This window comes from Streptomyces sp. NPDC101490 (assembly GCF_044767145.1).
Lineage (GTDB): Bacteria > Actinomycetota > Actinomycetes > Streptomycetales > Streptomycetaceae > Streptomyces.
In genome coordinates, this window is record NZ_JBIWNI010000002.1 from 165881 (window position 1) to 189622 (window position 23742).

Sequence of the window (23742 nt, forward strand, 5' to 3'; positions counted from 1 at the left end):
GACAGCCATGGATCTCGTCTTCCGTGACGCGGAGGTCGTCGACGGCACCGGCGGCCCCTCCTACCGGGCCGACGTGGCGATCGAGGGCGGCCGGATCGCCGCGATCGTCCAGGAGGCCGCGGCGGCCGGGTGCCGGCGGCCCACCGCCCGGCGCTCGGTGGACGCCGAGGGGCTCGTGCTGGCCCCCGGCTTCATCGACATGCACGCCCACAGCGACCTCGCGCTGCTCCGCGACCCCGAGCACCTGGCGAAGGCCGCGCAGGGCGTGACCCTCGAAGTGCTGGGCCAGGACGGCCTCTCGTACGCACCGGCCGACGACCGCACGCTCGCGGAGGTCCGCCGGGCCATCACCGGCTGGAACGGCTCCGGCGACGACATCGACTTCGACTGGCGCACGGTCGGCGAGTACCTCGACCGTCTCGACCGGGGCCACGACGGCCGGGGCATCGCCGTCAACGCGGCCTATCTCGTCCCCCAGGGCACGGTCCGGATGCTGGCCGTGGGCTGGGACGACCGGCCGGCCACCGGGGCGGAGCTGGACCGGATGCGGCGGCTGGTCGCGGAGGGCCTGGAGCAGGGCGCCGTCGGCATGTCGTCCGGCCTCACGTACACCCCGGGGATGTACGCGCCGGACGCCGAGCTGACCGAGCTGTGCCGGGTCGTGGCCGAGTATGGCGGCTACTACTGCCCGCACCACCGTTCGTACGGGGCGGGGGCGCTGCGGGCGTACGAGGAGATGGTGCGGCTGACCCGGGACGCGGGCTGCGCGCTGCACCTGGCCCACGCCACGATGAACTTCGGGGTGAACGAGGGCCGGGCGCCGGAACTGCTGGCGCTGCTCGACGCGGCCATGGACGCGGGCGCGGACATCAGCCTCGACACGTACCCGTACACACCCGGCTGTACGACCCTGGTCGCGCTGCTGCCGAGCTGGGCGGGCGAGGGCGGTCCCGAGGCGGTCCTGGCCCGGCTCCGGGACGACGCGACGGCCGAGCGCATCCGGCACGATCTGGAGGTCGTCGGCTCGGACGGCTGTCACGGGGTGCCGGTCGACTGGGAGACGATCGAGATCTCGGGGGTCTCGGAGCCGGGGCTCGCGGAGCACGTGGGCCGCCGGGTGGACGGCTGGCCGACGGCCCGCCGCCTGCTCCTGGCGGACCGGCTCGGCTCCACGATCCTCCAGCACGTGGGCCACGAGGAGAACGTCCGGACGATCATGCGGCACCGGGCGCACACCGGCGGCTCGGACGGCATCCTCCAGGGCACCAAGCCGCACCCCCGGGCGTACGGCACCTTCCCCCGCTACCTGGGCCGGTACGTGCGCGAGCTGGGCGTCCTCTCCCTGGAGGAGTGCGTGGCCCATCTGACCGGGCGTCCGGCGGCCCGGCTGCGGCTGCCGGACCGGGGTCTGGTCCGCGAGGGGTACGTGGCGGACCTGGTCCTCTTCGACCCGGAGACGGTCGGCGCGGGCTCCACGTACGCCGAGCCCCGGACGCTGCCGACGGGCATCCCGCACGTCCTGGTCGACGGGCGTTTCGTGATGGAGGACGGGCGGCGCACGGACGTCCTGGCGGGAAGGTCGGTCCGCCGGACCGAGTGACCGGCCGGGCGGTCGGCTCGGGCGGACCCGGCGACGGTCACCAGACCTGCCCCGGGGCCCCGCCCCGCGCCCCGGCGCCACCGCCGGAAGCGGCGGAAGCGGCGGGACCCTACCGCCCGGCCGCCACCGCCCCGGCGGACGAGTCGGCGGGCGGCTCGACCGGCGGGCCCGCCTGCGGGCCGACGGACGGCCCGGCGGACGGGCCGGGTGCGAGCTCCCCCGCCCGGGGCCACGGGTCCCGCCGCGCCCACAGCAGACCGGCCGCGAGGACCGCCCCGGCCAGCGCGAAGCCGTACCAGGGGGTGCGTCCGGACGGGGCCGTCTCCCAGACGAGCGCCGCCGAGAGCACCGCGAGGAGCTGTCCCGACCGGCTCCGCCACGCCGTCGCCGCGACCACGGTCGTCCCCCACAGCAGGTACCAGGGCTGGACCATCGGGGAGAGCGCCACCAGGGCGGCGAGGGCGAGGCCGAGGCCCAGGACCGGGTCGATCCGGCCCCGCCAGGCCCGCCGGGCCAGCTCCAGGATGATCACGGCGGCGAGGAGCAGCCCGAGCTTCTGCACGACGTTCTTCACGGGGTCGGGGTCGTCGCCGAGGAGCAGCCCGAGGCCGAGACCGAGGTCGCTGGTGACCGAGAGCGCGGTGTGGATGGTCCCGGCGACGCTCTGCGTCCGCAGCCAGCCGAAGCCGGTTCCGGCGGCGACCGTGGCGGCGGCGGCGACCGTCGCGGCGACCAGCCCCGGCAGGACGAGCCCCTTGAGGACGCCCCGGACACCGCCGTCGCGCCGGGCGACCGTCACACCGATGAACAGCAGCGCCACCGCCGCGGGCGACTTGACCATCATGGCGAGTCCGACGAGGACGCAGCCGAGCACCCAGCGCCCGCGCACCGCGAGCACCACGCCCGCCAGCATCAGCCCGGCCATCAGACCGTCGTTGTGGGCGCCGCCGACGACATGGACCAGCAGCAGCGGGTTGAGCGCGGCGAGCCACACCGCGCCGTCGCGTCCGCCGGGTCCGCCGCCGAGCGCCCGGACGGCCCAGACGATCAGGGCGAGCGCGCCGACCGCGAGGAGCCGCATGCCGAGCACGGCGGGGACGACCGAGCCGCCGGTCAGTTCGACGACCAGCCGGGCCAGGACGAGGAAGGCGGGCCCGTACGGTGCCGGGGTGTCGGTCCAGTGGCCGCCGACGGACGCGGCGGCGTCGGCGCCCAGCTCGCCGGGGCCGAGGACGGCGGGCCCGCCGCCGTACACGTCGTGCCCCTCGACGACCATGGCGCCCTGCGCGATGTAGCTGTAGACGTCGGCGCTGTGCAGCGGCGGGGCGAACAGCAGCGGCGCGGTCCAGCAGGCGAGGGTGGTGAGGACGCCGTGGCACCGCCCCCGGAGGAGCAGCACGCCGTACCGCCACCAGGCGGCGACGAGCACGGCGAGGCCGAGGTACGCGAGGAGCGCGCCGGCCAGGGTGAGGGCGGAGCCGCGCGGCTCCCACAGCCCCCCGCCGCCGAGGACCGGCAGCGTTCCGGCGGCCCACCCGCCCGCGGCGACGGCGAGCGATCCGGCCACACCCAGCCACCGGCATCCGGAGGCGCTGAAAACCCACATGACCGCCCAACCTATCCCGCCGTCCGGGTGACTCCGTCCGCCCGGCGGCCCACGGACGGCCGAACCCCCGTACCACCGGGCCCGCGGGGTGCTCCACGTGGTCCAAAACACGAGGCGGCCCGGCCCGCCCGGCCGTAAGCTCTCGGCATGCAGGTGATCCAGTCCACGAAGCTCGCCAACGTCTGTTACGAAATCCGGGGTCCGGTGCTCGAAGAGGCGATGCGGCTCGAAGCCGCGGGTCATCGCATCCTCAAGCTGAACACCGGCAATCCGGCCGCCTTCGGCTTCGAGTGCCCGCCTGCGATCCTGGAAGACGTCCTGCGCAACCTCTCCGAGGCGCACGGCTACGGGGACGCGAAGGGACTGCTCGCGGCCCGCCGCGCGGTGATGAGCCACTACGAGACCAAGGGCATCCCGCTCTCCGTCGAGGACATCTACCTCGGCAACGGCGTCTCGGAGCTGATCCAGATGTCGATGCAGGCGCTGCTCGACGACGGCGACGAGGTCCTCGTCCCGGCCCCGGACTATCCGCTGTGGACGGCGTCGGTGTCGCTCGCGGGCGGGACGGCCGTGCACTACCGCTGCGACGAGCAGGCGGACTGGATGCCGGACCTCGCGGACATCGAGCGGAAGATCACCGACCGCACCAAGGCGATCGTGATCATCAATCCGAACAACCCGACCGGCGCGGTCTACGACGACGAGATGCTGCGCTCCCTGACGGAGATCGCCCGCCGCCACGGTCTGGTGATCTGCTCGGACGAGATCTACGACAAGATCCTCTACGACGGGGCCACCCACACCCCGACCGCCGCGATCGCCCCCGACCTGCTGGTCCTCACCTTCAACGGGATGAGCAAGAACTACCGGGTGGCGGGCTTCCGCTCCGGCTGGCTCGCGGTCTGCGGACCGAAGCACCACGCGTCCTCGTACATCGAGGGCCTCACGATCCTGGCCAACATGCGCCTCTGCGCGAACATGCCCGCGCAGCACGCGGTGGCGGCGGCGCTCCAGGGCCGCCAGTCGATCGAGGACCTGGTACTGCCGGGCGGGCGGCTCCTGGAACAGCGGGACACGGCGTACGAGCTGCTGACCCGGATCCCCGGCGTGACGTGCGTGAAGCCGAAGGGGGCGCTGTACCTGTTCCCGAAGCTCGACCCGAACGTCTACAAGATCAAGGACGACCGGCAGATGGTCCTGGACCTGCTGCGGGCGGAGAAGATCATGGTGGTGCACGGGACGGGCTTCAACTGGCACGAGCCCGACCACTTCCGGATCGTCACCCTGCCCGCGGCGGCGGACCTGGCGGACGCGGTGACACGGATCGGGCGGTTCCTGGACGGATACGCCCAGCACTGACCGGGCGGCCGGGTGCGGGGCGCCACCGTTCCGCACACCCACACCGGACAACGCTCAACTTTAGACGGAATCTAAGCTAGGATGGCTCCCGAGCACCTCAGGAGGCCGTCCCCATGTACGAACCGATCCGCACCAAGTCGGTCCACCGGATGGCCGACGACACCCAGGACGCGTATCCGCACCGCTCCCGCGAGGAGGAGCTGGACATCCAGCTCGCCGGACACCTCGCCGCCCTGCTCGCCGTCACCGACGAGCTGGGCGACACGGAGGCGGGCGAGCTGATCGCCCGCCAGGTGGCGCGGCTGCGCGGTGCGCCGCCCGCCCGGCACGCCGGTCTGAGCGGCGCCGCGCCGCAGGACCTGCACCACAGGGCCCACGCCCTCGCGGGCCGCGCCCTGGTCGTCGCCGCCTCCCGGGCGGACACCGCCGCCGCGATCCTCGCCGCCGGGCGCATGGACGCGCACACCGCGGCACTGGCCGGGGAATCCCTGGTCGGCGCCCCCTGACGGCCCCGGTCCGCGCGTCACGAAACGCGCGGACCGGGTGCCACCCACCCCAGGGGCCGGCCCCACGAGGCGGGCCCCGCCGCCGGGACACGACCCCGCTGGACCCAGCCCCACCGGTCACGGCCTCACGGGCACGGCCTCACGGGGTGGCGGTCGCCGACGGCCCGGTGGAGGCGAAGACGGCGTCCTCGACGACACAGCGCGGCTCGCCCCCGCCGAACGCCCTGGCACCCGTGACCACCGTGGTGCCGGTGGCCCCGGGCGCGACCTCCAGAGCCGCCCCGGTGCCCTGGTCGGCGACCGCCCCCTGACCGTCCAGGAACCCCACGCTCACCGTGAAGGTGCCGTCCCGGGCCGCCCGGCTGGTGATCGACAGCTCCGCCACCGGCCGCCGGGTCTCCGGATCGACGCCACACCGCGCGACCGTCACGTCCTCGGACGGGAAGCGCATGTTCTCGTGGTTCTTCCCGTACACGTAGACGAAGCCGACGAAGATCCCGATCGGTACGAGGACGACGAGCGCCCCCGCCACCACCAGCGTCACCACCGCCCAGCGCGGCATTCCACCACCCCCTCGAAGGAGGGCCACGGTACCCCCCGCTCCGGTTCGGTACCGGGATCGCCCCTTCACTCCCCGTACATCCAACTCCCCCTGGAACGTGGGTTTCCGCGAGCACGCTGCCCGCGTGAGACGCATCCTGGGAATCGTCCTGGCCGCCCTGCTCCTCGGCGGCGGCGCCGCCGTCCTCATGACGGGCGGCGACAAGGACACGGACACGGCGACGAGGACCGTGCGAGGAGTGATCGGATCGGAGAAGGCCGAGTTCTTCGCCGACCCGCAGGTGGTGAAGGCCCTCGCCGCGAAGGGCCTCACCGTGGTGACCGAGACCTCAGGGTCCTGGGACATGGAGGAACTGCCCCTGGACGGCTACGACTTCGCCTTCCCCGCCGCCAAGGGCCCGGCCGACGGACTCCGCGCCAAGGCGAGGACGCGGGACCGGGCGGCGACCGCGCCGCTGCGCCCCTTCTACTCGCCGCTCGTCGTCGTCGCGCACAGCGCCGCCGCCCGGGTCCTCGCCGGGAACGGCCTGGCGACCCTCGGCCCGCGCGGCACCAGCGGCACCCTGAGGATGGGCGCCTACCTCGCGGCGGCCCGCGCCGACCGGACCTGGCAGCAGCTCAAGGGCTCCACGGGCCACGCCGAACTCAGCGGCACCGTCTTCATCACCTCCACCGACCCCCTCGCCTCCAGCTCCGGAGCCCTCTACCTGGCCGCCGCGAGCTATGTCGCCGACGGCGGCCGGGTCGCGGCCGACAGCGCGGCCGTGACCCGCACCGCCCCGCTGCTCCGCAAGCTGATCCAGGTGCAGGGCGCCCAGCAGTCCGGCTCCGACGCCCCCTTCCGCGACTTCGTGAGCGGCGCGGGCAATCCGCTCGTCCTCGTGTACGAGTCCCAGGTCGCCGCACAGCTCCTGGCCGGACGCCCGATGGGCGACCTCGTCGTCCTCTACCCGGACACCACCGTCAACAGCGACCACACCCTCGTACCGCTCACCGAGAACGGCCGACGGCTCGGCGAACTCCTCTCCACCGATCCCGAGTTGCGCGGGCTCGTGGTCCGTCACGGCTTCCGCCCGCAGGGCGCGGCGGACGAGTTCAGCACCGCGACCGGGGCCCACACCGCCTACCTCGACCAGACGCTGACCGGGATCCGCCAGGCGCCCGTGCCCACCGTCGAGGTGCTGCACGAGATGGCCCTGCGGGCCCGTGACCAGGGGGACACTCCATGACCACATCCGAGGACCCGAGAAGGACGATGGCCCTGACACCGCCCGAGCACGACACCCCGCCCGTCCTCGCCCCGCCCGAGCCCGTCCCGCCGGTCCGGCGCCGCCCCCGCGCCCGCCCCCGCGCTCTCGTCGGGCTCGTGCTCGCCCTCCTCGTCACGGCCACCGGCAGCTCCTGCACCACCCCGAGCGGCGGCGACGGCGGCCCCGACGGGGACGGCCGGGCACACGCCCCCCGCACCCTCCGGGTCCTCGCCTCCTCCGAGCTGGCCGACATGGCGCCGGTCCTCGCCGAGGCCCGGACGGCGACCGGCGTCACCGTCCGGCTCACCTACACCGGCACCCTCGACGCCGTCGAGCGGATCGCCTCGGGCGAGGCGGACACGGCGTACGACGCGATCTGGCTCTCCTCGAACGCCTCCCTGCGGATCCGCCCGGACACCGCCCGCCGGATCACCGGCGAGACCCCGGTGATGACCTCCCCGGTGGCCGTCGGCGTCCGCCCGGAGGCGGTGGCGCGGCTCGGCTGGGACCCGGCGAAGGTCACCTGGCCAGAGCTTCACCGGGCGGTGGCCGCCGGGAGCCTGACGTACGGCATGACCGACCCGAAGCGCTCCCACTCGGGCTTCTCCGCGCTCGTCTCGGTGGCCTCGGGACTCTCCGGCGCCCAGTCGGCACTGACCGGGCGGGACGTCGCCCGCGCCACGCCCCGGCTGAAGGAGTTCTTCCGGGGGCAGAAGCTGACCTCGGGCTCCTCCGGCTGGCTGGCCTCCGCGTACGCCCGCAGGCCCGACGTGGACGCGCTGGTCAACTACGAGTCCGTGCTGCTGTCCGCGCCCGGGAGGCTGACCGTGATCCGCCCCGCGGACGGGGTGGTGACCGCCGACTACCCGCTGACCCTGCTCACCTCGGCCCGCCCCGAGGCGAAGGAGGCGGCGGGGCGGCTCACCACGTATCTGCGCACCCCGGAGGCACAGCGGCGGATCACCACGACGACGCTGCGGCGGCCGGTGGTCCCCGGGGTGGAACCGGCGGCGGCGCTGGCCCGCGACCCCCGGCGCGAGCTGCCGTTCCCGGGCAGCCGGGCGGTGGCGGACGGGCTGCTCGACGCCTACGACAACACCCTGCGCAGGCCCTCCCGCACGGTGTACGTCCTCGACACCTCGGGTTCCATGGCCGGTGACCGGCTCGACCGGCTGAAGGCGGCGCTCGTGGAGCTGACCGGGGACTTCCGCGACCGCGAGGAGGTGACCCTGATGCCGTTCGGTTCGACGGTGAAGCGGGACGGGGTGCGCACGCACACGGTCGATCCGGCGGCGCCGGGGTCCGCGCTGGACGCCATCGCGGCCGACGCGCGCGGGCTCACCGCCTCGGGCGGCACCGCGATCTACTCCAGCCTCCAGGAGGCGTACCGCTTCCTCGGCCGGACCCCCGGGGACACGTTCACCTCGGTGGTGCTGATGACGGACGGGGAGAACACCGACGGCGACCCGGCCGCCGCCTTCGACCGCTTCTACGGCTCCCTGCCCGCCGCGCAGCGGCACACCCCGGTCTTCCCGATCCTGTTCGGGGACTCCGACCGGGGCGCCCTCGACCACATCGCGGAGCTCACCGGGGGCAGGCTGTTCGACGCGACGAAGGGCCCGCTCGACGCCGCCTTCGAGGAGATCCGCGGCTACCAGTGACGGCCCGGCCGGCCGCGCTGCGGGAGGAGGCGGGCGCGGTCGCGGGGGCCCTGCGGGACGCGGAGGAGCTCCGGCGGCGGATCCGCACCCGGTACGCGGAGGAGCGCGCGGCCACTGATCGCGGACATGCTCCGGCCCCCGGAGCCTGAGGGGGCTCCGGGGGCCGGTCGCGTCGTGGTGAGCCGTCGTGACCCCACTGGTCAGGGCGGAATGTCGGGGCAACCCACCACGAGATGGGGGGCGGGATCAGCCGAGGCGCTCGACGAGCGCGTGGTACTGGTCCCACAGTTCCTTCGGCGTGTGGTCGCCGAAGGTGTCGAGGTGGCCGGGGACGAGGGCGGCTTCCTCGCGCCACACGTCACGGTCGACCTCGAGGAGGAACTCCAGGTCGTCGGCCGGGAGGTCCAGGCCGTCGGTGTCGATGGAGTCCGTGGTCGGCAGGATGCCGATGGGGGTCTCGACGCCCTCGGCGGTGCCGTCGAGGCGCTCGACGATCCACTTCAGGACGCGGCTGTTCTCGCCGAAGCCGGGCCACACGAACCGGCCCGCGTCGTTCTTGCGGAACCAGTTCACGTAGTAGATCTTCGGGAGCTTCGCCGGGTCGGCGTCGGCGCCCACCTTGACCCAGTGGGCCATGTAGTCGCCCATGTTGTAGCCGCAGAACGGCAGCATGGCGAAGGGGTCGCGGCGCAGCTCGCCGACCTTGCCCTCGGCGGCGGCGGTCTTCTCGGAGGCGACGTTCGCGCCGAGGAAGACGCCGTGGTTCCAGTCGAAGGACTCGGTGACCAGCGGGACGGCGGAGGCGCGGCGGCCGCCGAAGAGGATCGCGGAGATCGGGACGCCCGCGGGGTCCTCCCACTCGGGGGCGATCGTCGGGCACTGTCCGGCCGGGACGGTGAAGCGGGCGTTGGGGTGGGCGGCGGGCGTCCCGGACTCGGGCGTCCAGTCCTGGCCCTTCCAGTCCGTGAGGTGCGCGGGCGCGGTCTCGGTCATGCCCTCCCACCAGACGTCGCCGTCGTCGGTGAGGGCGACGTTGGTGAAGACGGAGTTGCCCCAGAGGGTCTTCATGGCGTTGGCGTTGGTGTGCTCGCCGGTGCCGGGGGCGACGCCGAAGAACCCGGCCTCGGGGTTGATGGCGCGGAGGTGGCCGTCCTCGCCGAAGCGCATCCAGGCGATGTCGTCGCCGATGGTCTCCACGGTCCAGCCGGGGACGGTGGGCTCCAGCATGGCCAGGTTGGTCTTGCCGCAGGCCGAGGGGAAGGCGGCGGCGACGTACTTGGGCTCGCCCTGCGGCGGGGTGAGCTTGAGGATGAGCATGTGCTCGGCGAGCCAGCCCTCGTCACGGGCCATGACGGAGGCGATGCGGAGCGCGTAGCACTTCTTGCCGAGCAGGGCGTTGCCGCCGTAGCCGGAGCCGTACGACCAGATCTCGCGGGTCTCGGGGAAGTGCGAGATGTACTTGGTGGTGTTGCAGGGCCACGGCACGTCCTCCTGGCCCTCCGCGAGGGGGGCGCCGAGGGTGTGGACGGCCTTGACGAAGAAGCCGTCGGTGCCCAGTTCGTCGAGGACGGGCTGTCCCATGCGGGTCATGGTGCGCATGGAGACGGCGACGTACGCGGAGTCGGTGATCTCGACGCCGATGGCGGAGAGCGGGGAGCCGACGGGGCCCATGCAGAAGGGCACGACGTACATGGTGCGGCCGCGCATGGAGCCGTGGAAGACACCCTGCTCGCCCGTGAAGATCTCCTTCATCTCCGCGGGGGCCTTCCAGTGGTTGGTCGGGCCCGCGTCCTCCTCCTTCTCGGAGCAGATGAAGGTCCGGTCCTCGACGCGCGCGACGTCGGACGGGTCGGAGGCGGCGTAGTACGAGTTCGGGCGCAGGCCCGGGTCGAGCTTCTTGAACGTGCCCTTGGTCACGAGCTCCCCGCACAGGCGCTCGTACTCGGCCTCGGAGCCGTCGCACCAGACGATGTCGTCCGGCTGGGTGATCTCCGCGATCTCGTTCACCCAGGAGACGAGCTCCTGGTGCTGGGTCGGAAGGTGAAGGGGAGCCGCGTTGTCGCGCGCCACGATTGCTCCTTGTCGAGGGGTTTTTTGTTGTGTGCCCCGTGGGGGCCGCGACCCGGACGCTTCGTAGCTGCTCATCCGGTGCCGACCGCACTCATTTGATCATCCGCTCGATTCGCCCATATGTCCAGGGGCCCGCCCACGTGAGCATCGCCACTCATATCCGGGACCTACGGAACCGTAGGTACGATTCGTTTCCATGACAGCAGCCCTCCCGGAAGTGCCCCCGATCGAGCGTCCCCCGTCTCTTCCGGCGAAGCCCCGGCTCAGGGGATGGCTGCACGCGGGCATGTTCCCCGCCGTGATCGTCGCGGGCGCCGTCCTGGTCGCCCTCGCCGACTCGCCCCGTGCCCGCCTCGCCTGCGGGATCTACGTCCTCAGCGCCTGCCTGCTCTTCGGCATCAGCGGGCTCTACCACCGGGGGAACTGGGGCCCGCGCGGCGAGGCCGTCCTCCGGCGCCTCGACCACGCCAACATCTTCCTGATCATCGCGGGCACCTACACCCCGCTCACCCTGCTGCTCCTGCCGGACTCCACGGCGAAGCCGCTCATGTGGGCCGTCTGGGCCGCCGCCGCGGCGGGCATCGCCTTCCGGGTCTTCTGGGTCGGCGCGCCCCGCTGGCTGTACACGCCCTGCTACATCGCGATGGGCTGGGCCGCCGTCTTCTTCCTGCCCGACTTCATGCGCGCGGGCGGCATCGCCGTCCTCGTCCTGGTCGTCGTCGGCGGGCTGCTCTACAGCGTGGGCGGTGTGATCTACGGCATCAAGCGCCCGAACCCGTCACCGCGCTGGTTCGGCTTCCACGAGGTCTTCCACTCGCTGACCCTGGCCGCCTTCATCGTGCACTACGTCGGCATCTCCCTGGTCGCCTACCAGCACTCCTGACCGGCCCCGCCCGGCCGGATCCACCGGAACCGGCCGGGGCTCCGGACCCGCGAGGACTCCGGACCCACGAGGGCTCCGGACCCACCGGTCCCTCAGGGACCCGCCGGGGAGCCCAGCGCCCTCCGCAGCACCCGGGCCGAGGCCGGATTCCCGGCGCACCCCCACACCCCGTGCGGGCAGTAGTCCGTGAACGTCTGGTAGACGGGCCGGTGCACCGCGAACCAGTCGAGCATCCCCCGTACGTACGCCGGGTTGTCGCCGTTCCTGAAGAGCCCCCACTCCGGGTACGAGACCGGCTTGCCGTGCGCCGCCGCGAAGGCCACGTGGTGCCCGAGCCCGTACTCCTCGGTCACCTGCCCCTCGAAGGAGAGCCCCGCGGGCTGGTCGTAGGCGTCCATCCCGATCACGTCGACGACGTCGTCCCCGGGGTAGCAGCGCGGCCACTCGACGGCGTCCCGCCCCCGGCTCGGCGTGAAGTCGAAGCGGAAGCGCTGCCCCGGCACCGCCCGCAGCACCCCCACCACCCGCCGCCAGTACGCCTTCCAGGCCGCGGGGTCCGGGCCGCAGCGATGGCTGTACGTCGTCCCGTTCATCTCCCAGCCCAGGACCAGGACCGCGTCCCCGAGCCGGTGCGCCACGAGCCGCTCCCCCAGGGTCCGGAAGTGCCGGTCGAAGGCGCCCGCCGCGCCGTCCCGCAGCCCCGCCCGCACCTCGCGGTCCGGCAGCCCCTCCTCGCTGCGGTCGAGCAGCGGCACGTTGAGCACGAAGAGCCGTCCGGGCCGGTCCGCCTTCCAGCGCGCCCACGGCACGAAGAGCGCCGGATGCCCCTCGATGTTGGACCAGCGGTCCCCCGGCAGATAGGTGTGCCCGACGGTCAGTGCCTCCCCGCCGAGCCATGCCTGCGCCCCCGCGATCCGGCGCACCCCCGTCGCGTCCGAGCCGGTGAAGAAGCCCGAGGGCACCCCCGCGACCGGTCCCGGCCCGGACGTGTCGGCGCCCCCGGTGCGCCGGTCGCCGGGCGCGAGCCGGTCGTACGGGAGCAGGAGCACGAGAACGGCCGCGAGCAGCACGGTCAGTGCGGCCCGCGGCCTGAGGGAGGGACGGTTCACGTCAGCCGGTCCAGAAGTCCCACCAGCGGGTCAGGATCAGCATCCCGATGATCCCGAGGTGCAGGACGGGCGGGGCGAACGCGAAGTCGCCGAAGAAGGTCCGCAGCCCCGCCGGGGCGGGGATCACGCCGTGCCGCACGTTGTGCGCGGTGACGTACCAGAACATGACGAGGGTCGCGGTCCAGGCCAGACAGCACCACAGGCAGAGGGCGTTGATCTCGTACAGCGACTGGTACATCAGCCAGGTGCAGAAGCCGACACCGAAGAGCATGCCCGCGTTGAGGCCCAGCCAGTACCAGCGGCGGTAGCGGGCCCCGGCGAGGAGCCCGGCGCCGACGGCGACGACGACCGCGTACGTGACGAGCCCCAGCATCGGGTTGGGGAAGCCGAAGACGGCCGCCTGCTCGCTCTTCATGACGCTGCCGCAGGAGACGACCGGGTTCAGGCTGCACCCGGGCTGGAAGCCGGAGTCCTCCAGGAGGTGGAACTTGTCGATGGTGATCACCCAGCCGGCCAGCGCGCCCGCCGCCCCGGTGACCACCAGCATCCAGGCGAGGGCCCGGCCCGCGCCGAGCGCCCCGGGGCCCTCCCGCCCGGACGTCTCCTCCTGCCGCTGCCCCGGCACCCCGCCCCGTACGTTCACCGTCGCCATGGCGCGACCCCCTTCCCGCTCAGCCCTGGAGGCGACGGACCGGCATGAGGACGTGGGCGCAGTCCGCGAGCGTCTCCTCGTCGGCGACGAAGGACCGCAGCAGCTCCTCCTCGACCGGCCGCCCCGGTACGGCCTCGGGCCAGGGGCGCACCGAGCACAGGAGGTAGACCTTCCCGGACTCGCGGGCCGCCGTCTGCCACTCGTCGGGCACCGGGCACTGCACCTTCAGGAACGGCAGGTTGAGGACGGCGGAGCCGCCCTCGACGATCAGGGTGGCGTTGATCCCGGCGTCCTTGTCGAGGTCGAAGAGCCGGTCGCCCACGGAGAGGCCCATGGCCTCCAGGGCCGCCCGCAGCGCCTGCTGACCGGCCTCCGGTCCGTCCCGGCCGTCGCCGAGCGAGTACGCCATCAGGAACGGCGTCCCGGCCGATTCGGCGGTGGGCTCGCTGGCCCACGGAATCACCGTGAGAGTTCCCAGCGGGGAGGCACTGCGCGTCGAGGGAACGACGTTGGAAGTGGTCATGAATCGGGATGCTAGTGCTCCAACCACCCTTTCCCCGCGCCGCTTTCACCCGAACGGCGCACATTCACACCGCTGGCGTTTCCGGCGCAACGAACCCGGGGTTTCATCGTTGTGCCCTGAGGCCTCTCCCTTTCCCGAGGCGGGGGGACGCCCAGCCGACCCCGAGGAGATCACTCATGATCGTCCCGCGCCGCGTCGCACTGCGGTCCCTCTTCGCGCTCGCCGTCACCGCTTTCACGGGGGGCGCGCTCGGCCGGGTCGCGGACATTCCGCCATCGGGGGGACCCGTGGCGGAACCAGGCGATCCCCATGCCTTCGACGAGATGTACCGGGGCCGCCACATCGTCGGCCTGTCCGGTGCCGGGGGCGCTCCGGCCGCCTTCGTCGACGGCCGGCCGCTCCAGCTGATGCGCTGTGCCGACGGCGGTTACATCACCCCGATCGACCACTACGAGTCCTGCCCGACGCCGCTGGCAGCCACCCGCACGGCCGTGGACGAGCTGGGGACCGCCCGGCTCTCCCCGCTCGCGGGCGCCCACGGCGTCCACACCGCCCCGACGGGAGGAAGCCCGCGTGGTGTACACGCGTAAGAACCAGCGTGATCTGACGGCCGCCGAACGGCGCACGTTCGTCGCCGCCGTCCTGGAGCTCAAGAGGACCGGCGGGTACGACGAATTCGTCCGTACCCACATCGACCACTACACGTCCGACGGCGAGGGCCGGCTCAGGACCGCCCACATGGCGCCGAGCTTCCTGCCCTGGCACCGCAGGTTCCTGCTGGACTTCGAGACGGCCCTGCGCCGGATCGACTCCAGGGTCGCGGTCCCGTACTGGGACTGGACCCAGGACAACTCCCCGGCGTCGTCGCTGTGGGCCGATGACTTCCTGGGCGGCAACGGGCGGCGCGCCGACCTCCAGGTGATGACCGGGCCGTTCGCGCACTCCTCGGGGCGCTGGGACATCACGGCGTCGATGACCGAGGACCACTTCCTGACCAGGGACTTCGGCCGCCCGCGCGACCCGATCGCGCTGCCGACCTCGGCGGAGCTGGACGAGGTGATGCGGGAGCGTACGTACGACGTGTCGCCCTGGAACTCGACGAGCGCCTCGGGCTTCCGCAACCGGCTGGAGGGCTGGGCGGGGGGCCGGGGCAACGAGCGGTTCCGGATCCACAACCGGGTGCACCGCTGGATCGGCGGGATGATGCTGAGCGGCGGCTCGGTGAACGACCCGGTGTTCTGGCTGCACCACTCCTTCGTGGACCTGGTGTGGTCGCGGTGGCAGCAGCGCAACCCGGGGGCCGCCTACCTCCCGGCGGAGCCGCCGCCGCTGGGGGACGCGCAGTACCGGAAGGTCGTGGCGCGGCACGAGGCGATGAAGCCCTGGGGAGTGACCCCGGCCTCGTTGTTCGACCACAGCCGGATCTACCGCTACGCCTGACGGAGCGGCCCCGGACGCGGGTGTCCCCCCGGTCCTACGGGCCGGGGGGACACCTGTGTCACGGGCGATCAGCCGCCGTAGCCGCCGTCACCGTGGCCGCCGTCGGCGTTCACGCAGGTGTTGCCGAAGGCCGGGTTCAGCAGGCCGATGACGTTGATGGTGTTGCCGCAGAGGTTGACCGGGATGTGGACCGGGACCTGCACGGCGTTGCCGGAGGCGACACCGGGCGAGTGAGCGGCGACGGCCCCGGCGCCGGCGTCGGCGACGGCCAGGCCGGCTCCGCTGAGGGCAACGGCACCCGTGCCGGCGAGAACAGCGGCAGCCTTCGCGATGCGAGACATCAAGAACTCCTTGAGCTGGAAAGCGACCGCAGGGATCACGGCCGTCGTTCCCGTTCAACGCCGGTCGGCGGGACGGGTCACGGGCATTGGGCCGAAAGTGAGAGGGGAGAACCGAAAAAATGGTCCGCCGTCCGGATCCCGTCCGCCGCCGGATACGGCGGGACGGTGCTCGGAAAGCGGACCGTGCCGGGACGACGAGCCGTCTCCCTCGGCGCACGAGGAACCGGGAAGCGGCAGAAGGAATCGGGCCTTCACCCGGCCGGTGACGGCCCGTACGGGAGAAGGGACGGGGACGGGGGCTGGGGCGAGGGCTGGGACGGGGGCTGGGCCTGGATCAGGGGGCCGAGGGCGCCAGGCCCAGCTGCGGTTCGAGGGCACCGCTCAGCACCGGGGTGAGCAGACCCACCCGGGGCTTCGTCAGCTCGGGCAGTCCGGCGAGCCCGTCGCCGCGCGGGGCTTCCAGGGGGGTGCCGATGACGGCGCCGGGGGTGGCGGCCCGCATCTCGGAGTGCGGGCTGCTGAGCAGGGCGTGGCCGGGCTCGCTGTCCTTGATGAGCTGGGGCAGCGGGGCGTCGACGACGGTCCCCGGCAGGGTGCCGGTGAGCGGCACGCTGGGCAGCGCGAGGTCGGGAAGGGCTCCCAGGCCCTTCTGGAAACCGGTGGGGGCACCGGGCATCGGAACGGGAACGCCGGTCGTCACGGTCGGCGCGGCCATCGGCAGGATCGGCTCCAGGCCCTGGAGCGGAACGACCACCGGCGCTTCGACGGCGGCTGCGGGGGAAGCCAGGGCGGCGGAGGCGAAGGCGGTCATGAGGAGTCCCATGCCCGCGTGAGAACGCAGATTCATATGAGGTGAACGAGACCCTTGGCCGAAACGTGGCGGAACTAACCCGTGTGCAGCAACGCACGGGGCCCTCACCGGTGACGGTGAGGGCCCTGGTTGACGCCGTGCCCGGGGGGGGATCGGACACGGCGTCGGCTCGGTGGGGGTCAGTGGCGGCGGCTGACCCGGCCGCCCCGCAGACGGACGACGGTGCCGCCGACGATCAGCGCGGCACTGATCGCGGCCGCGCCCCAGAGCGCGGGATCGCTTCCGGTCTCGGGAAGGTGCGGTTCCCCGGGCTTGGTCGGCGGAACCGTCGGCGGGTGCGTGGTGGGCGGGTGGGTCGGCGGGTGCGTGGGGGGATGCGTCGGCGGGTGGGTCGGCGGGTGCGTCGGCGGCTTCGTCGGCGGATGCGTGGGCGGGTGCGTCGGCGGGTGCGTCGGCGGCTTCGTCGGCGGATGCGTGGGCGGGTGCGTCGGCGGCTTCGTCGGCGGATGCGTGGGGGGATGCGTCGGCGGGTGCGTCGGCGGCTTCGTCGGCGGATGCGTCGGCGGATGCGTCGGCGGCTTCGTGGGGGGATGCGTCGGCGGGTACGTCGGAGGCTTCGTCGGCGGCTTCGTGGGGGGATGCGTCGGCGGGTGCGTCGGAGGCTTCGTCGGCGGCTTCGTCGGTTCACCCGGTTCGTCGCCGTAGCCGGAGCCGTGGCCGTCGGTGCCCTCCGGTCGGGCGCAGAGATCACCGACGGCGGCGGCGACGTACTCGCCGAGATCTCCGCAGACGTCCGCGGGCCGGGGGGCCTGCGCGTGACCGGCCGCGGTCGTGCCGTACCCGTCGTCCGGACCGGAGTGGACGTTCGCGGCCAGGGCGAAGCCGCCGCTCAGCGACAGGATGCCCGTCGCTGCCGCCGCGGTGAGAACTTTCCTGCTGATGATGGACCGCATACCGCTCTTCCTCTGGAGAAAGGGAGAGGCCGACGAGGATCCCCCCTCGCTCCGACCGGCCTGTTCCACGCCGACGTTCGCGTGGGACTGGCCAGAGAGTAGAGGTTCACGCGTCAAGCGCGATGCGGGCCACACGGCAGCTGATCAGAAAATCATTCGATCAGCCGACCGTGGGTAACGGGGCCGAACGGCTCCGTAAATGCCCGGAGATTCCGGCGCCCTGAAGGAGTGTCAGCCACCCAGCGGGAGACCGCCGGGGACCGGCAGGCCACCGAGCAGCGGGGCACCCTTGGTGGCCTTGTTCAGCTGGCTCGTGGCGTCCGTGATGGTCTTGACCGGGGAGCCTTCCGTCGTGCTGCTCAGCGCGTCCGACTTCAGACCGTTCGCGGCGATCGCCTCCAGACCACCGTTCAGGCTGGTCGGGGTCAGCGCCTCCGTGGCCATGGCGGGCGCGGCGGCACCCAGCGCCATCAGCGAACCGGCGACGACTGCGGCGACCTTGGTGGGCTTCATGGGGAGAATCCTTCCTCTGTTCTTTCAAGTCGCGTACGGAAAAGGGCCTTTGCTCTCGTCCCGTGCGCCGTTCTGCATCTGTAACGAGAGGTGCGCTCCCCGGAAACTCCGGGAGGAAGGATTTCTCGACACTGCACCCGATCGATACGGGCCGGTGCTATTTGCCGATCACACGCGCCCGTACCGGTCGGGCGTACGCCTGGCCGGTACGGGAACGGGGAGGGCCGACGGGTCGGCAGCGGGGGCCGCACCGGCGGTTCGGGCGGGCCGGCCGGGAGCACGGGCAGTCCGGCGAGTGCCGGGGCGGGCGGACCGCCGCCGAGGACGGTGGCGACGGCCGGGCCCGCCCAGGCCGACCGGAGAGGTCGGTTCGGCCGTGACCTGGGGCGCGAACGGCCGCGGGCGGGGGGCGGCGGGCAGACCGGCTCCGGGCCGGGTCGCGGGCAGCGCCGAGGGCGCTTGGGAGGCTCGCGGGCGGGTCACGGGGAGGCCGGTCGGCGGGGTGGTGCTCGACGGCGGAGGCGGGTCCCGCCGCGCCGGGGGCTGCGACGGCGGAAGGCGCCGGGGCAGCGGGACCGCGTGCGGCCCGGGACGCATACGTGTTCGCTTTCCTTGTGTGTCGGGCGGCTTCCCCCTCACCGTGCCTGCGGTGATAGCCCTGAGCAACCGAAATGCTACGGAGCGCCACACCTCCGTTCGGGTGAATCCACCCTCCTGACCTGCCCCTCGAAGGGGCGTGCGCCGTTGCACCGGACGGCGCACGACGGTGCCGCCGAGCGAGTAGTCACCCAGTCCCGGCAAGGAAAAAGCCGGTGCGCCCACCCGACGGGTGGGCGCACCGGCCTCGGAAGGACCGATCAGGCGTGCGAGATCAGGCGTTCACGCAGGTGTTGCCGAAGGCGGGGTTCAGCAGACCGACGACGTTGACGGTGTTGCCGCAGACGTTGACCGGGACGTGCACCGGAACCTGGACGACGTTGCCGGAGATGACACCGGGGGAGCCCACGGCGGCGGCCTCGGCACCGGCGTCGGCGGCGGCGGCACCGGCGGTACCGGCGACCGCGGCGACGGCACCCACGGTCAGGACGACGGCCTTGGCGATACGGGACATGGAGAAGTGCTCCTCGATCGGAATTCAACGCGGACTGCTCGGACTGTTCGGCCCGGCTCCCTCAACAACGTTCCCGCTTTTCATCGGTTGCTCTCCCGAACGGGTGACGTTCAACCGATCTTTGGGCCATAAGGGGGTAGCCGGAGGGAGTGGGCGCGGAATGGCGCAACACGCACAACGAGGAACCTGCCTTCCGGATACGGGAGTTAGGTTTTCCAGGCATCTAATGCTTACTATCGCCCCGCATCGGGGTTATAACGTTTCCGAACGTTGCTTCCGGGCCCGCCGCGCGTTCACCCATTTCGTGCGGACGACACCTCCCCTCCCCCCTGCCCCCGCGGGTCTTCCCTTCCTTCTCTCATCAAAGCGGAGAACCTGTATGCGGAATTCAGCGCTTCTCGCTGTGCATCACAGGGTGTTGTGCGCCCTGTCGGTTGCGACGCCGTCCGCTTCCCCGAACGACCTGTTGAACTCCGGCACCACCGAATTCCGTACAGTCCGGCGCTGACATGCGGACACCACGAGAAACGGACCCGGGGTCCGTCACCGTCCTGCACGCGGTCCAGCCCGGCGACGGCGGGGTCGCCCGTGTCGTCGTCGACCTGGTGCGCGCCCAGCTCGCCGCCGGTCTGCGGGTCGCCGTGGCCTGCCCGCCCGGCACCGCCCTGTCCACGGCCGTCCGCGCCGAGGGAGCCGACACCCACGACTGGCGGGCGGGCCGGGACCCCGGCCCCGGGCTCGTCCGCGAGACCCGGGAGCTGGGGCGGCTGATCCGTACGATCCGGCCCTCCCTCGTCCACGCGCACAGCGCCAAGGCCGGGCTGTGCGCCCGGCTCGCCGTGCGCGGACGCGTCCCGACCGTGTACCAGCCGCACGCCTGGTCCTTCGAGGCGGTCGAGGGGACGACCGCCGCCCTCGCCCGTCGCTGGGAGCGGTTCGGCGCCCGCTGGGCGGACCGCGTCCTCTGCGTGAGCGAGGCCGAACGGCGTACCGGCGAGGCCGCGGGCATCAGGGCGGACTGGGCCGTCGTCCACAACGGGGTGGACATCGCCCGGTTCGCCTCCGACGGGCCGCCCGGCGGCTCCGTGCCCACCGTCGTCTGCGTCGGCAGGCTCTGCCGCCAGAAGGGCCAGGACGTGCTCCTGGCCGCCTGGCCCGCCGTGCTCGCCGACGTGCCGGACGCCCGGCTCGTCCTGGTCGGCGACGGTCCCGACGCCGAACGGCTGCGCGCCGCCGCCGGACCCTCGGTGCGGTTCACCGGAGCCGTCGACGACACCGTCCCCTGGTACCGGGCCGCCGACGTGGTCGTCCTGCCGTCCCGCTGGGAGGGCATGGCCCTGGCGCCCCTGGAGGCGATGGCGGCCGGCCGCCCGGTCGTCGTCAGCGACGTCGACGGGGCCCGCGAGAGCCTGCCGCCCGACCACCGCACCCCGTGCCTGGTCCCGCCCGAGGACCCGGCCGCGCTCGCCGCCGCCCTCGGCCGCCTCCTCGGCCGGCCGGAGCTGCGGCACCGCCTGGGCCGCGAGGCCCACGAACACGTACTCAGCAGATTCGACGTCCGGCGCACCGGCGCGGCCGTCGCGGACGTCTACCGCGAACTGGCCGGGGCCCGGGACGCCGAGCACAGAGAGCCGATTGCGCAGTGACCACGGAAAGCACCAGCGTCCCCTCCTCGCCGGGCCCCTGGCCCACGGCGGGCCAGGCCCTCGGCCTCGCCTCCCTCGCGCCGCGCCGCGGCGCGCCCGACCGGCTCGCGCTGCCCGAGCACCGGCGCGCCCGACCGGGGTCCGGCGCGCCCCTGCTCGCGGCCGTCGACGTGCTCGCCGTCCTGGGCGGCGCCACCTTCCTGGGCGCCGGGCACCACGACCTCCGGCTGCTGCTGCCGGTCGTGGCGCTCGTCCTGCTCCTCGACGCGCGCGCCGGGCTCCACCGGCCGCCCGCGCACGTCCGGGCCCTCGACGAACTGCCCGCCCTCGCCTCCCGCGCGGGCGTCGTCTGGTGCCTCGCGGCGGCCGGGACCGCCGCCTACTCCCCCACCCTGGCCCTCGGCCCACTGCGGCTCTGCGCCGCCTACGCCGTCCATGTCGGTGTCGTCGTGCTGGTCCGGGCCCTGCTGCTCTCCCGGCGCCGCCGGACCGCGCGGAACCGTCCCCGGTCCGCGCTCGTCGTCGGCGGGCCGGGGGCCGCGCGCCGGTTCGCCGCCGCCGCCGCCCAGCACCCGGAGTACGGGGTGCGGCCGGTCGGCATCGTGGGCGTGCCCGAGCAGGTCGGCGCGCCCCGGCCCGCCGGGGAGTCCGGGCTCCCGGTGCTCACCACGACGGAGGAGATCCACCGGGCCGTCATCCAGAACACCGTGCGCGACGCGGTGTTCCTCGACGACGACCCGGGGCTCATGACGCTGTTCCAGCACTACGGCTGCACCACCTGGCGGGTCGGCGGGCGGGGGCAGGACGGGCCGATGGGCTCGCATGTGTGGGGGTACGCCTGGGAGCGGGTCGTCCCGCTGGAGGAGCGGCGCGGGCTGACCGCGAAGCGGCTCCTCGACATCGCGCTGGCCGCCCCCGCCATGGCGCTCGCGCTGCCGGTGCTGCTGGTGTGCGCGCTCGCCGTGCGCCTCTCGGACGGTCCCGGCGTGCTGTTCCGGCAGGAGCGGGTGGGCCAGCACGGGCGCCACTTCACGCTGCTGAAGTTCCGTACGCTCCGCCCCTCCGACGACGCCGAGTCGGCGACCCGCTGGAACGTGGCGGGCGACCGGCGGATGAGCGCGGCCGGGGGCTTCCTGCGGAAGAGCTCGCTCGACGAGCTGCCGCAGCTGTGGAACGTGCTGCGCGGCGACATGAGCCTCGTCGGGCCCCGGCCCGAACGCCCCTACTTCGTCGCCCAGTTCAGCAAGATCCACGCCGGTTACGCGGCCCGGCACCGGATGCCGGTGGGACTGACCGGTCTGGCGCAGGTGCACGGGCTGCGCGGGGACACCTCGATCGAGGACCGCTGCCGCTTCGACAACCACTACATCGACCACTGGTCGCTCTGGCAGGACGTCTGCATCCTGGTGCGGACGGCCGCCGGACTCGTCCGCCCCACGGGGAGCTGACGCATGGCCACGGTCCTGACCGTGCCCGCGGTCACCCCCGACGCCCCCGGCAGCCACGACGCCCCCGATGTCCGCGACTGGGCCCGCAGGGCCGGGGCGCTGTCCCCGGTCCTCGCCGTGATCGCGCTGCTGCTCGTGCCGGGCGGCGGCGGGGCGCAGGGCGGTACGGGCGGGACGGGCACGGTCGCCGACGCGGCCTCCGGACTGCTCGTCCTCGTCTGTCTCGTCCGGGTGCTGCGCGGCGGCGCCCGCCCGCTGACCCGGACCGCCGCCGTCGTCCTCGGCCTGCCGGTCCTCGGGATCTGCCTGGCCGCGATCACGTCGAACGACCCGGCGGCGAGCCTGCCGGGCGTCGCCCGCTACCTCCAGATCTTCGTCCTCGTCCCGGCGGCCGTACTCCTGATGATCCGTGACCGGCGGGACTTCGCCGTGGTCGCCTGGGGACTGGTCGGACTCGCCCTGCTCCAGGGCGCGGTGGGCGTCGGCCAGTACCTGACCGGCACCGGCGCCTCCTACCAGGGCGAGGACGTCCGGGCCGTCGGCACCTTCGGGGCCACCGACGTGATGGGCATGGCGACGGTCGTCTCGTACGGTCTGGTCGTCGTCACCGGGATCGCGCTCGGGTCCCGGGCGGGCCGGGCGCGGACGGCCGCGCTCTGCTGCGCCGTCCTGCTGTCCGTACCGCTCGTGCTGTCCTTCAGCCGGGGCGCGTGGATCGCGACCGTCCTCGCCTGCGGGGCGCAGCTGCTGCTCTCGGGGCCCCGGCGGGCGGTCCGGGTGGCGCTCGCCGCCGGGGCGCTCGGGGTGGTCCTGGTCGGCGGTCTCGGCGTCGGTTCGGCGATGGTCCAGGAGCGGGTCACCAGCATCACGCGAGTGGCGGCGGCGCCGGACCAGTCGGTCACCGACCGGTACACGATGTGGGCGGCGGCCGGGCGGATGTGGCGGACGGAGCCGGTCACGGGCATCGGCCTGAAGGGCTTCCCCGCGTACCGCGACTCGAACGCCTCGCTCGCCCTGTCCTCCGGCAGCGACACGGCGGGCGCGGGGGCCGCGTTCCAGCGGCAGCCGCTGCTCTCCCCGCACAACATGTACCTCCTGGTGCTGAGCGAGCAGGGCCTGTTCGGGCTGCTCGCGCTGGCCGGCGGCTGGGTGGCGCTGCTGGTGCTCGGGCTGCGCCGGTGGCGGCTCGGCCCGGACCGCGCCCTGGTCGCCACCGGGCTGCTCGGCTGGCAGCTCGTCGACTTCTTCTACGCGGACATCGGCGGCCCCTCCACGGTCCTGATGTCCGTGGTGCTGGGCCTCGCCGCCTGGTGGGCCCTCGCGGGGGTCCGTCGTGCGTGACCCCCGGTCCGGAGAACCGGAACCCACGGACGCCCCCGGCGAGCCGCGCGCCCCGGGCGGCCCGCCCCCCGACGCCCCGCTCACCGACCCCTGGCCGACCGCGCCTCCGGGGCCCACGGACCCCCCGTGGCCCCCGGAGGCCGTCGTGCTGCCGGGGCGGGTCGGGGACACGGGGACACGGGAGGACCCGGGCGGGCGGGAAGGGGCAGCCGCACGAGGAGAGACCTCCGTACGGGGAGAGACCGCCGCCGTACGGGAGGACCCGAGCGGGCGGCGAGGGACCGCCGCCGGACGGGGAGAGGCCTCCTGCGGAAGAGCGGAGACCTCCGTACGGGGCGAGACCTCCGTACGGGCCGAC

General features: G+C 73.5%; 23 protein-coding genes. 12 read left to right on the forward strand and 11 right to left on the reverse strand.

Translation table 11 applies throughout. The annotated features are described in order from the left end of the window. The first annotated feature begins 7 nt into the window (after nucleotides 1-7). Nucleotides 8-1600: an amidohydrolase family protein gene (locus tag ACIRQY_RS04540; RefSeq protein WP_403922462.1), complete on the forward strand. Its 1593-nt coding sequence runs from the start codon at nucleotides 8-10 to the stop codon at nucleotides 1598-1600. A 109-nt stretch (nucleotides 1601-1709) separates the two neighbouring features. Here the strand turns inward: ACIRQY_RS04540 and mptB are convergent, their stop codons facing one another. Continuing rightward, complete coding sequence (gene mptB / locus ACIRQY_RS04545; RefSeq protein WP_403922463.1) at nucleotides 1710-3206, reverse strand: polyprenol phosphomannose-dependent alpha 1,6 mannosyltransferase MptB; 1497 nt, start codon at nucleotides 3204-3206, stop codon at nucleotides 1710-1712. Between the two features lie 147 nt (nucleotides 3207-3353). Between mptB and ACIRQY_RS04550 the strand changes: the two genes are divergently transcribed. After that, nucleotides 3354-4565: a pyridoxal phosphate-dependent aminotransferase gene (locus tag ACIRQY_RS04550; protein WP_351791264.1), complete on the forward strand. Its 1212-nt coding sequence runs from the start codon at nucleotides 3354-3356 to the stop codon at nucleotides 4563-4565. Between the two features lie 113 nt (nucleotides 4566-4678). Beyond that, nucleotides 4679-5071 (forward strand): hypothetical protein, encoded by a 393-nt coding sequence (locus ACIRQY_RS04555; protein WP_403922464.1) that lies wholly within the window; start codon nucleotides 4679-4681, stop codon nucleotides 5069-5071. 139 nt (nucleotides 5072-5210) lie between these two features. Here the strand turns inward: ACIRQY_RS04555 and ACIRQY_RS04560 are convergent, their stop codons facing one another. Next, nucleotides 5211-5633: a hypothetical protein gene (locus ACIRQY_RS04560; RefSeq protein WP_403922465.1), complete on the reverse strand. Its 423-nt coding sequence runs from the start codon at nucleotides 5631-5633 to the stop codon at nucleotides 5211-5213. Between the two features lie 97 nt (nucleotides 5634-5730). Between ACIRQY_RS04560 and ACIRQY_RS04565 the strand changes: the two genes are divergently transcribed. From ACIRQY_RS04565 to ACIRQY_RS04575, 3 genes are read left to right on the forward strand one after another with little or no spacing between them, the layout of a single operon-like run. Further along, nucleotides 5731-6861: a hypothetical protein gene (locus ACIRQY_RS04565; protein WP_403922466.1), complete on the forward strand. Its 1131-nt coding sequence runs from the start codon at nucleotides 5731-5733 to the stop codon at nucleotides 6859-6861. Then, complete coding sequence (locus ACIRQY_RS04570) at nucleotides 6858-8543, forward strand: substrate-binding domain-containing protein (RefSeq protein ID WP_403922467.1); 1686 nt, start codon at nucleotides 6858-6860, stop codon at nucleotides 8541-8543. Before ACIRQY_RS04565 ends, ACIRQY_RS04570 begins: the two co-directional genes overlap by 4 nt. After that, a complete protein-coding gene (locus ACIRQY_RS04575; RefSeq protein ID WP_403922468.1) occupies nucleotides 8540-8692 on the forward strand; it encodes a hypothetical protein in 153 nt (50 codons plus the stop codon). The genes ACIRQY_RS04570 and ACIRQY_RS04575 overlap by 4 nt, the downstream gene beginning before the upstream one ends. Nucleotides 8693-8789: 97 nt before the next feature. Here the strand turns inward: ACIRQY_RS04575 and ACIRQY_RS04580 are convergent, their stop codons facing one another. Further along, nucleotides 8790-10613, reverse strand: a complete 1824-nt coding sequence (locus tag ACIRQY_RS04580) for a phosphoenolpyruvate carboxykinase (GTP) (RefSeq protein WP_403922469.1) — start codon at nucleotides 10611-10613, stop codon at nucleotides 8790-8792. A gap of 196 nt (nucleotides 10614-10809) precedes the next feature. On the opposite strand from ACIRQY_RS04580, the gene ACIRQY_RS04585 reads away from it, so the two are divergent. Beyond that, the gene (locus ACIRQY_RS04585; protein ID WP_403922470.1) at nucleotides 10810-11496 is read left to right on the forward strand and encodes a hemolysin III family protein; all 687 of its coding nucleotides are present in this window, start codon (nucleotides 10810-10812) and stop codon (nucleotides 11494-11496) included. 92 nt (nucleotides 11497-11588) lie between these two features. Here ACIRQY_RS04585 and ACIRQY_RS04590 read toward each other — a convergent pair whose 3' ends face one another. From ACIRQY_RS04590 to ACIRQY_RS04600, 3 genes are read right to left on the reverse strand one after another with little or no spacing between them, the layout of a single operon-like run. After that, nucleotides 11589-12605, reverse strand: a complete 1017-nt coding sequence (locus ACIRQY_RS04590; protein WP_403922471.1) for a glycoside hydrolase family 26 protein — start codon at nucleotides 12603-12605, stop codon at nucleotides 11589-11591. 1 nt (nucleotide 12606) lies between these two features. Further along, nucleotides 12607-13257, reverse strand: coding sequence for a vitamin K epoxide reductase family protein (locus tag ACIRQY_RS04595; protein WP_403922472.1), 651 nt, complete (start codon nucleotides 13255-13257; stop codon nucleotides 12607-12609). A 19-nt stretch (nucleotides 13258-13276) separates the two neighbouring features. Beyond that, a complete protein-coding gene (locus tag ACIRQY_RS04600; protein ID WP_351791287.1) occupies nucleotides 13277-13780 on the reverse strand; it encodes a DUF5949 family protein in 504 nt (167 codons plus the stop codon). A 176-nt stretch (nucleotides 13781-13956) separates the two neighbouring features. On the opposite strand from ACIRQY_RS04600, the gene ACIRQY_RS04605 reads away from it, so the two are divergent. Further along, entirely contained in the window at nucleotides 13957-14370 is a 414-nt protein-coding gene (locus tag ACIRQY_RS04605) for a tyrosinase family oxidase copper chaperone (protein WP_351791289.1), read from the forward strand. Beyond that, nucleotides 14354-15220 (forward strand): tyrosinase family protein, encoded by an 867-nt coding sequence (locus tag ACIRQY_RS04610; protein WP_403922473.1) that lies wholly within the window; start codon nucleotides 14354-14356, stop codon nucleotides 15218-15220. Before ACIRQY_RS04605 ends, ACIRQY_RS04610 begins: the two co-directional genes overlap by 17 nt. A gap of 68 nt (nucleotides 15221-15288) precedes the next feature. Here ACIRQY_RS04610 and ACIRQY_RS04615 read toward each other — a convergent pair whose 3' ends face one another. The 5 genes from ACIRQY_RS04615 to ACIRQY_RS04635 form a co-directional block, all read right to left on the reverse strand. Beyond that, nucleotides 15289-15561, reverse strand: a complete 273-nt coding sequence (locus ACIRQY_RS04615; protein WP_351791295.1) for a chaplin — start codon at nucleotides 15559-15561, stop codon at nucleotides 15289-15291. Between the two features lie 334 nt (nucleotides 15562-15895). Continuing rightward, a complete protein-coding gene (locus ACIRQY_RS04620; RefSeq protein ID WP_403922474.1) occupies nucleotides 15896-16408 on the reverse strand; it encodes a hypothetical protein in 513 nt (170 codons plus the stop codon). A gap of 143 nt (nucleotides 16409-16551) precedes the next feature. After that, entirely contained in the window at nucleotides 16552-17325 is a 774-nt protein-coding gene (locus ACIRQY_RS04625) for a hypothetical protein (RefSeq protein WP_403922475.1), read from the reverse strand. 231 nt (nucleotides 17326-17556) lie between these two features. Continuing rightward, the gene (locus ACIRQY_RS04630) at nucleotides 17557-17838 is read right to left on the reverse strand and encodes a hypothetical protein (protein WP_351791302.1); all 282 of its coding nucleotides are present in this window, start codon (nucleotides 17836-17838) and stop codon (nucleotides 17557-17559) included. 871 nt (nucleotides 17839-18709) lie between these two features. After that, nucleotides 18710-18949, reverse strand: a complete 240-nt coding sequence (locus tag ACIRQY_RS04635; protein ID WP_351791303.1) for a chaplin — start codon at nucleotides 18947-18949, stop codon at nucleotides 18710-18712. A 509-nt stretch (nucleotides 18950-19458) separates the two neighbouring features. On the opposite strand from ACIRQY_RS04635, the gene ACIRQY_RS04640 reads away from it, so the two are divergent. The 3 genes from ACIRQY_RS04640 to ACIRQY_RS04650 are packed head-to-tail and all read left to right on the forward strand — an operon-like array spanning nucleotide 19459 to nucleotide 23384. Continuing rightward, nucleotides 19459-20595: a glycosyltransferase gene (locus ACIRQY_RS04640; protein ID WP_403922476.1), complete on the forward strand. Its 1137-nt coding sequence runs from the start codon at nucleotides 19459-19461 to the stop codon at nucleotides 20593-20595. Then, nucleotides 20592-22043: a sugar transferase gene (locus ACIRQY_RS04645; RefSeq protein WP_403922477.1), complete on the forward strand. Its 1452-nt coding sequence runs from the start codon at nucleotides 20592-20594 to the stop codon at nucleotides 22041-22043. The genes ACIRQY_RS04640 and ACIRQY_RS04645 overlap by 4 nt, the downstream gene beginning before the upstream one ends. A gap of 3 nt (nucleotides 22044-22046) precedes the next feature. Beyond that, nucleotides 22047-23384: an O-antigen ligase family protein gene (locus tag ACIRQY_RS04650; protein ID WP_403922478.1), complete on the forward strand. Its 1338-nt coding sequence runs from the start codon at nucleotides 22047-22049 to the stop codon at nucleotides 23382-23384. The last annotated feature ends 358 nt before the right edge of the window (nucleotides 23385-23742 follow it).

Bases quoted from the DNA above. Each gene is read 5' to 3' on its own strand.
- ACIRQY_RS04540 (WP_403922462.1), top strand. From the start codon at position 8: ATGGATCTCGTCTTCCGTGACGCGGAGGTCGTCGACGGCACCGGCGGC.
- ACIRQY_RS04550 (WP_351791264.1), top strand. From the start codon at position 3,354: ATGCAGGTGATCCAGTCCACGAAGCTCGCCAACGTCTGTTACGAAATC.
- mptB (WP_403922463.1), bottom strand. From the start codon at position 3,206: ATGTGGGTTTTCAGCGCCTCCGGATGCCGGTGGCTGGGTGTGGCCGGA.
- ACIRQY_RS04560 (WP_403922465.1), bottom strand. From the start codon at position 5,633: ATGCCGCGCTGGGCGGTGGTGACGCTGGTGGTGGCGGGGGCGCTCGTC.
- ACIRQY_RS04595 (WP_403922472.1), bottom strand. From the start codon at position 13,257: ATGGCGACGGTGAACGTACGGGGCGGGGTGCCGGGGCAGCGGCAGGAG.
- ACIRQY_RS04570 (WP_403922467.1), top strand. From the start codon at position 6,858: ATGACCACATCCGAGGACCCGAGAAGGACGATGGCCCTGACACCGCCC.
- ACIRQY_RS04555 (WP_403922464.1), top strand. From the start codon at position 4,679: ATGTACGAACCGATCCGCACCAAGTCGGTCCACCGGATGGCCGACGAC.
- ACIRQY_RS04620 (WP_403922474.1), bottom strand. From the start codon at position 16,408: ATGAATCTGCGTTCTCACGCGGGCATGGGACTCCTCATGACCGCCTTC.
- ACIRQY_RS04630 (WP_351791302.1), bottom strand. From the start codon at position 17,838: ATGAAGCCCACCAAGGTCGCCGCAGTCGTCGCCGGTTCGCTGATGGCG.
- ACIRQY_RS04605 (WP_351791289.1), top strand. From the start codon at position 13,957: ATGATCGTCCCGCGCCGCGTCGCACTGCGGTCCCTCTTCGCGCTCGCC.
- ACIRQY_RS04615 (WP_351791295.1), bottom strand. From the start codon at position 15,561: ATGTCTCGCATCGCGAAGGCTGCCGCTGTTCTCGCCGGCACGGGTGCC.
- ACIRQY_RS04625 (WP_403922475.1), bottom strand. From the start codon at position 17,325: ATGCGGTCCATCATCAGCAGGAAAGTTCTCACCGCGGCGGCAGCGACG.
- ACIRQY_RS04600 (WP_351791287.1), bottom strand. From the start codon at position 13,780: ATGACCACTTCCAACGTCGTTCCCTCGACGCGCAGTGCCTCCCCGCTG.
- ACIRQY_RS04650 (WP_403922478.1), top strand. From the start codon at position 22,047: ATGGCCACGGTCCTGACCGTGCCCGCGGTCACCCCCGACGCCCCCGGC.
- ACIRQY_RS04635 (WP_351791303.1), bottom strand. From the start codon at position 18,949: ATGTCCCGTATCGCCAAGGCCGTCGTCCTGACCGTGGGTGCCGTCGCC.
- ACIRQY_RS04585 (WP_403922470.1), top strand. From the start codon at position 10,810: ATGACAGCAGCCCTCCCGGAAGTGCCCCCGATCGAGCGTCCCCCGTCT.
- ACIRQY_RS04640 (WP_403922476.1), top strand. From the start codon at position 19,459: ATGCGGACACCACGAGAAACGGACCCGGGGTCCGTCACCGTCCTGCAC.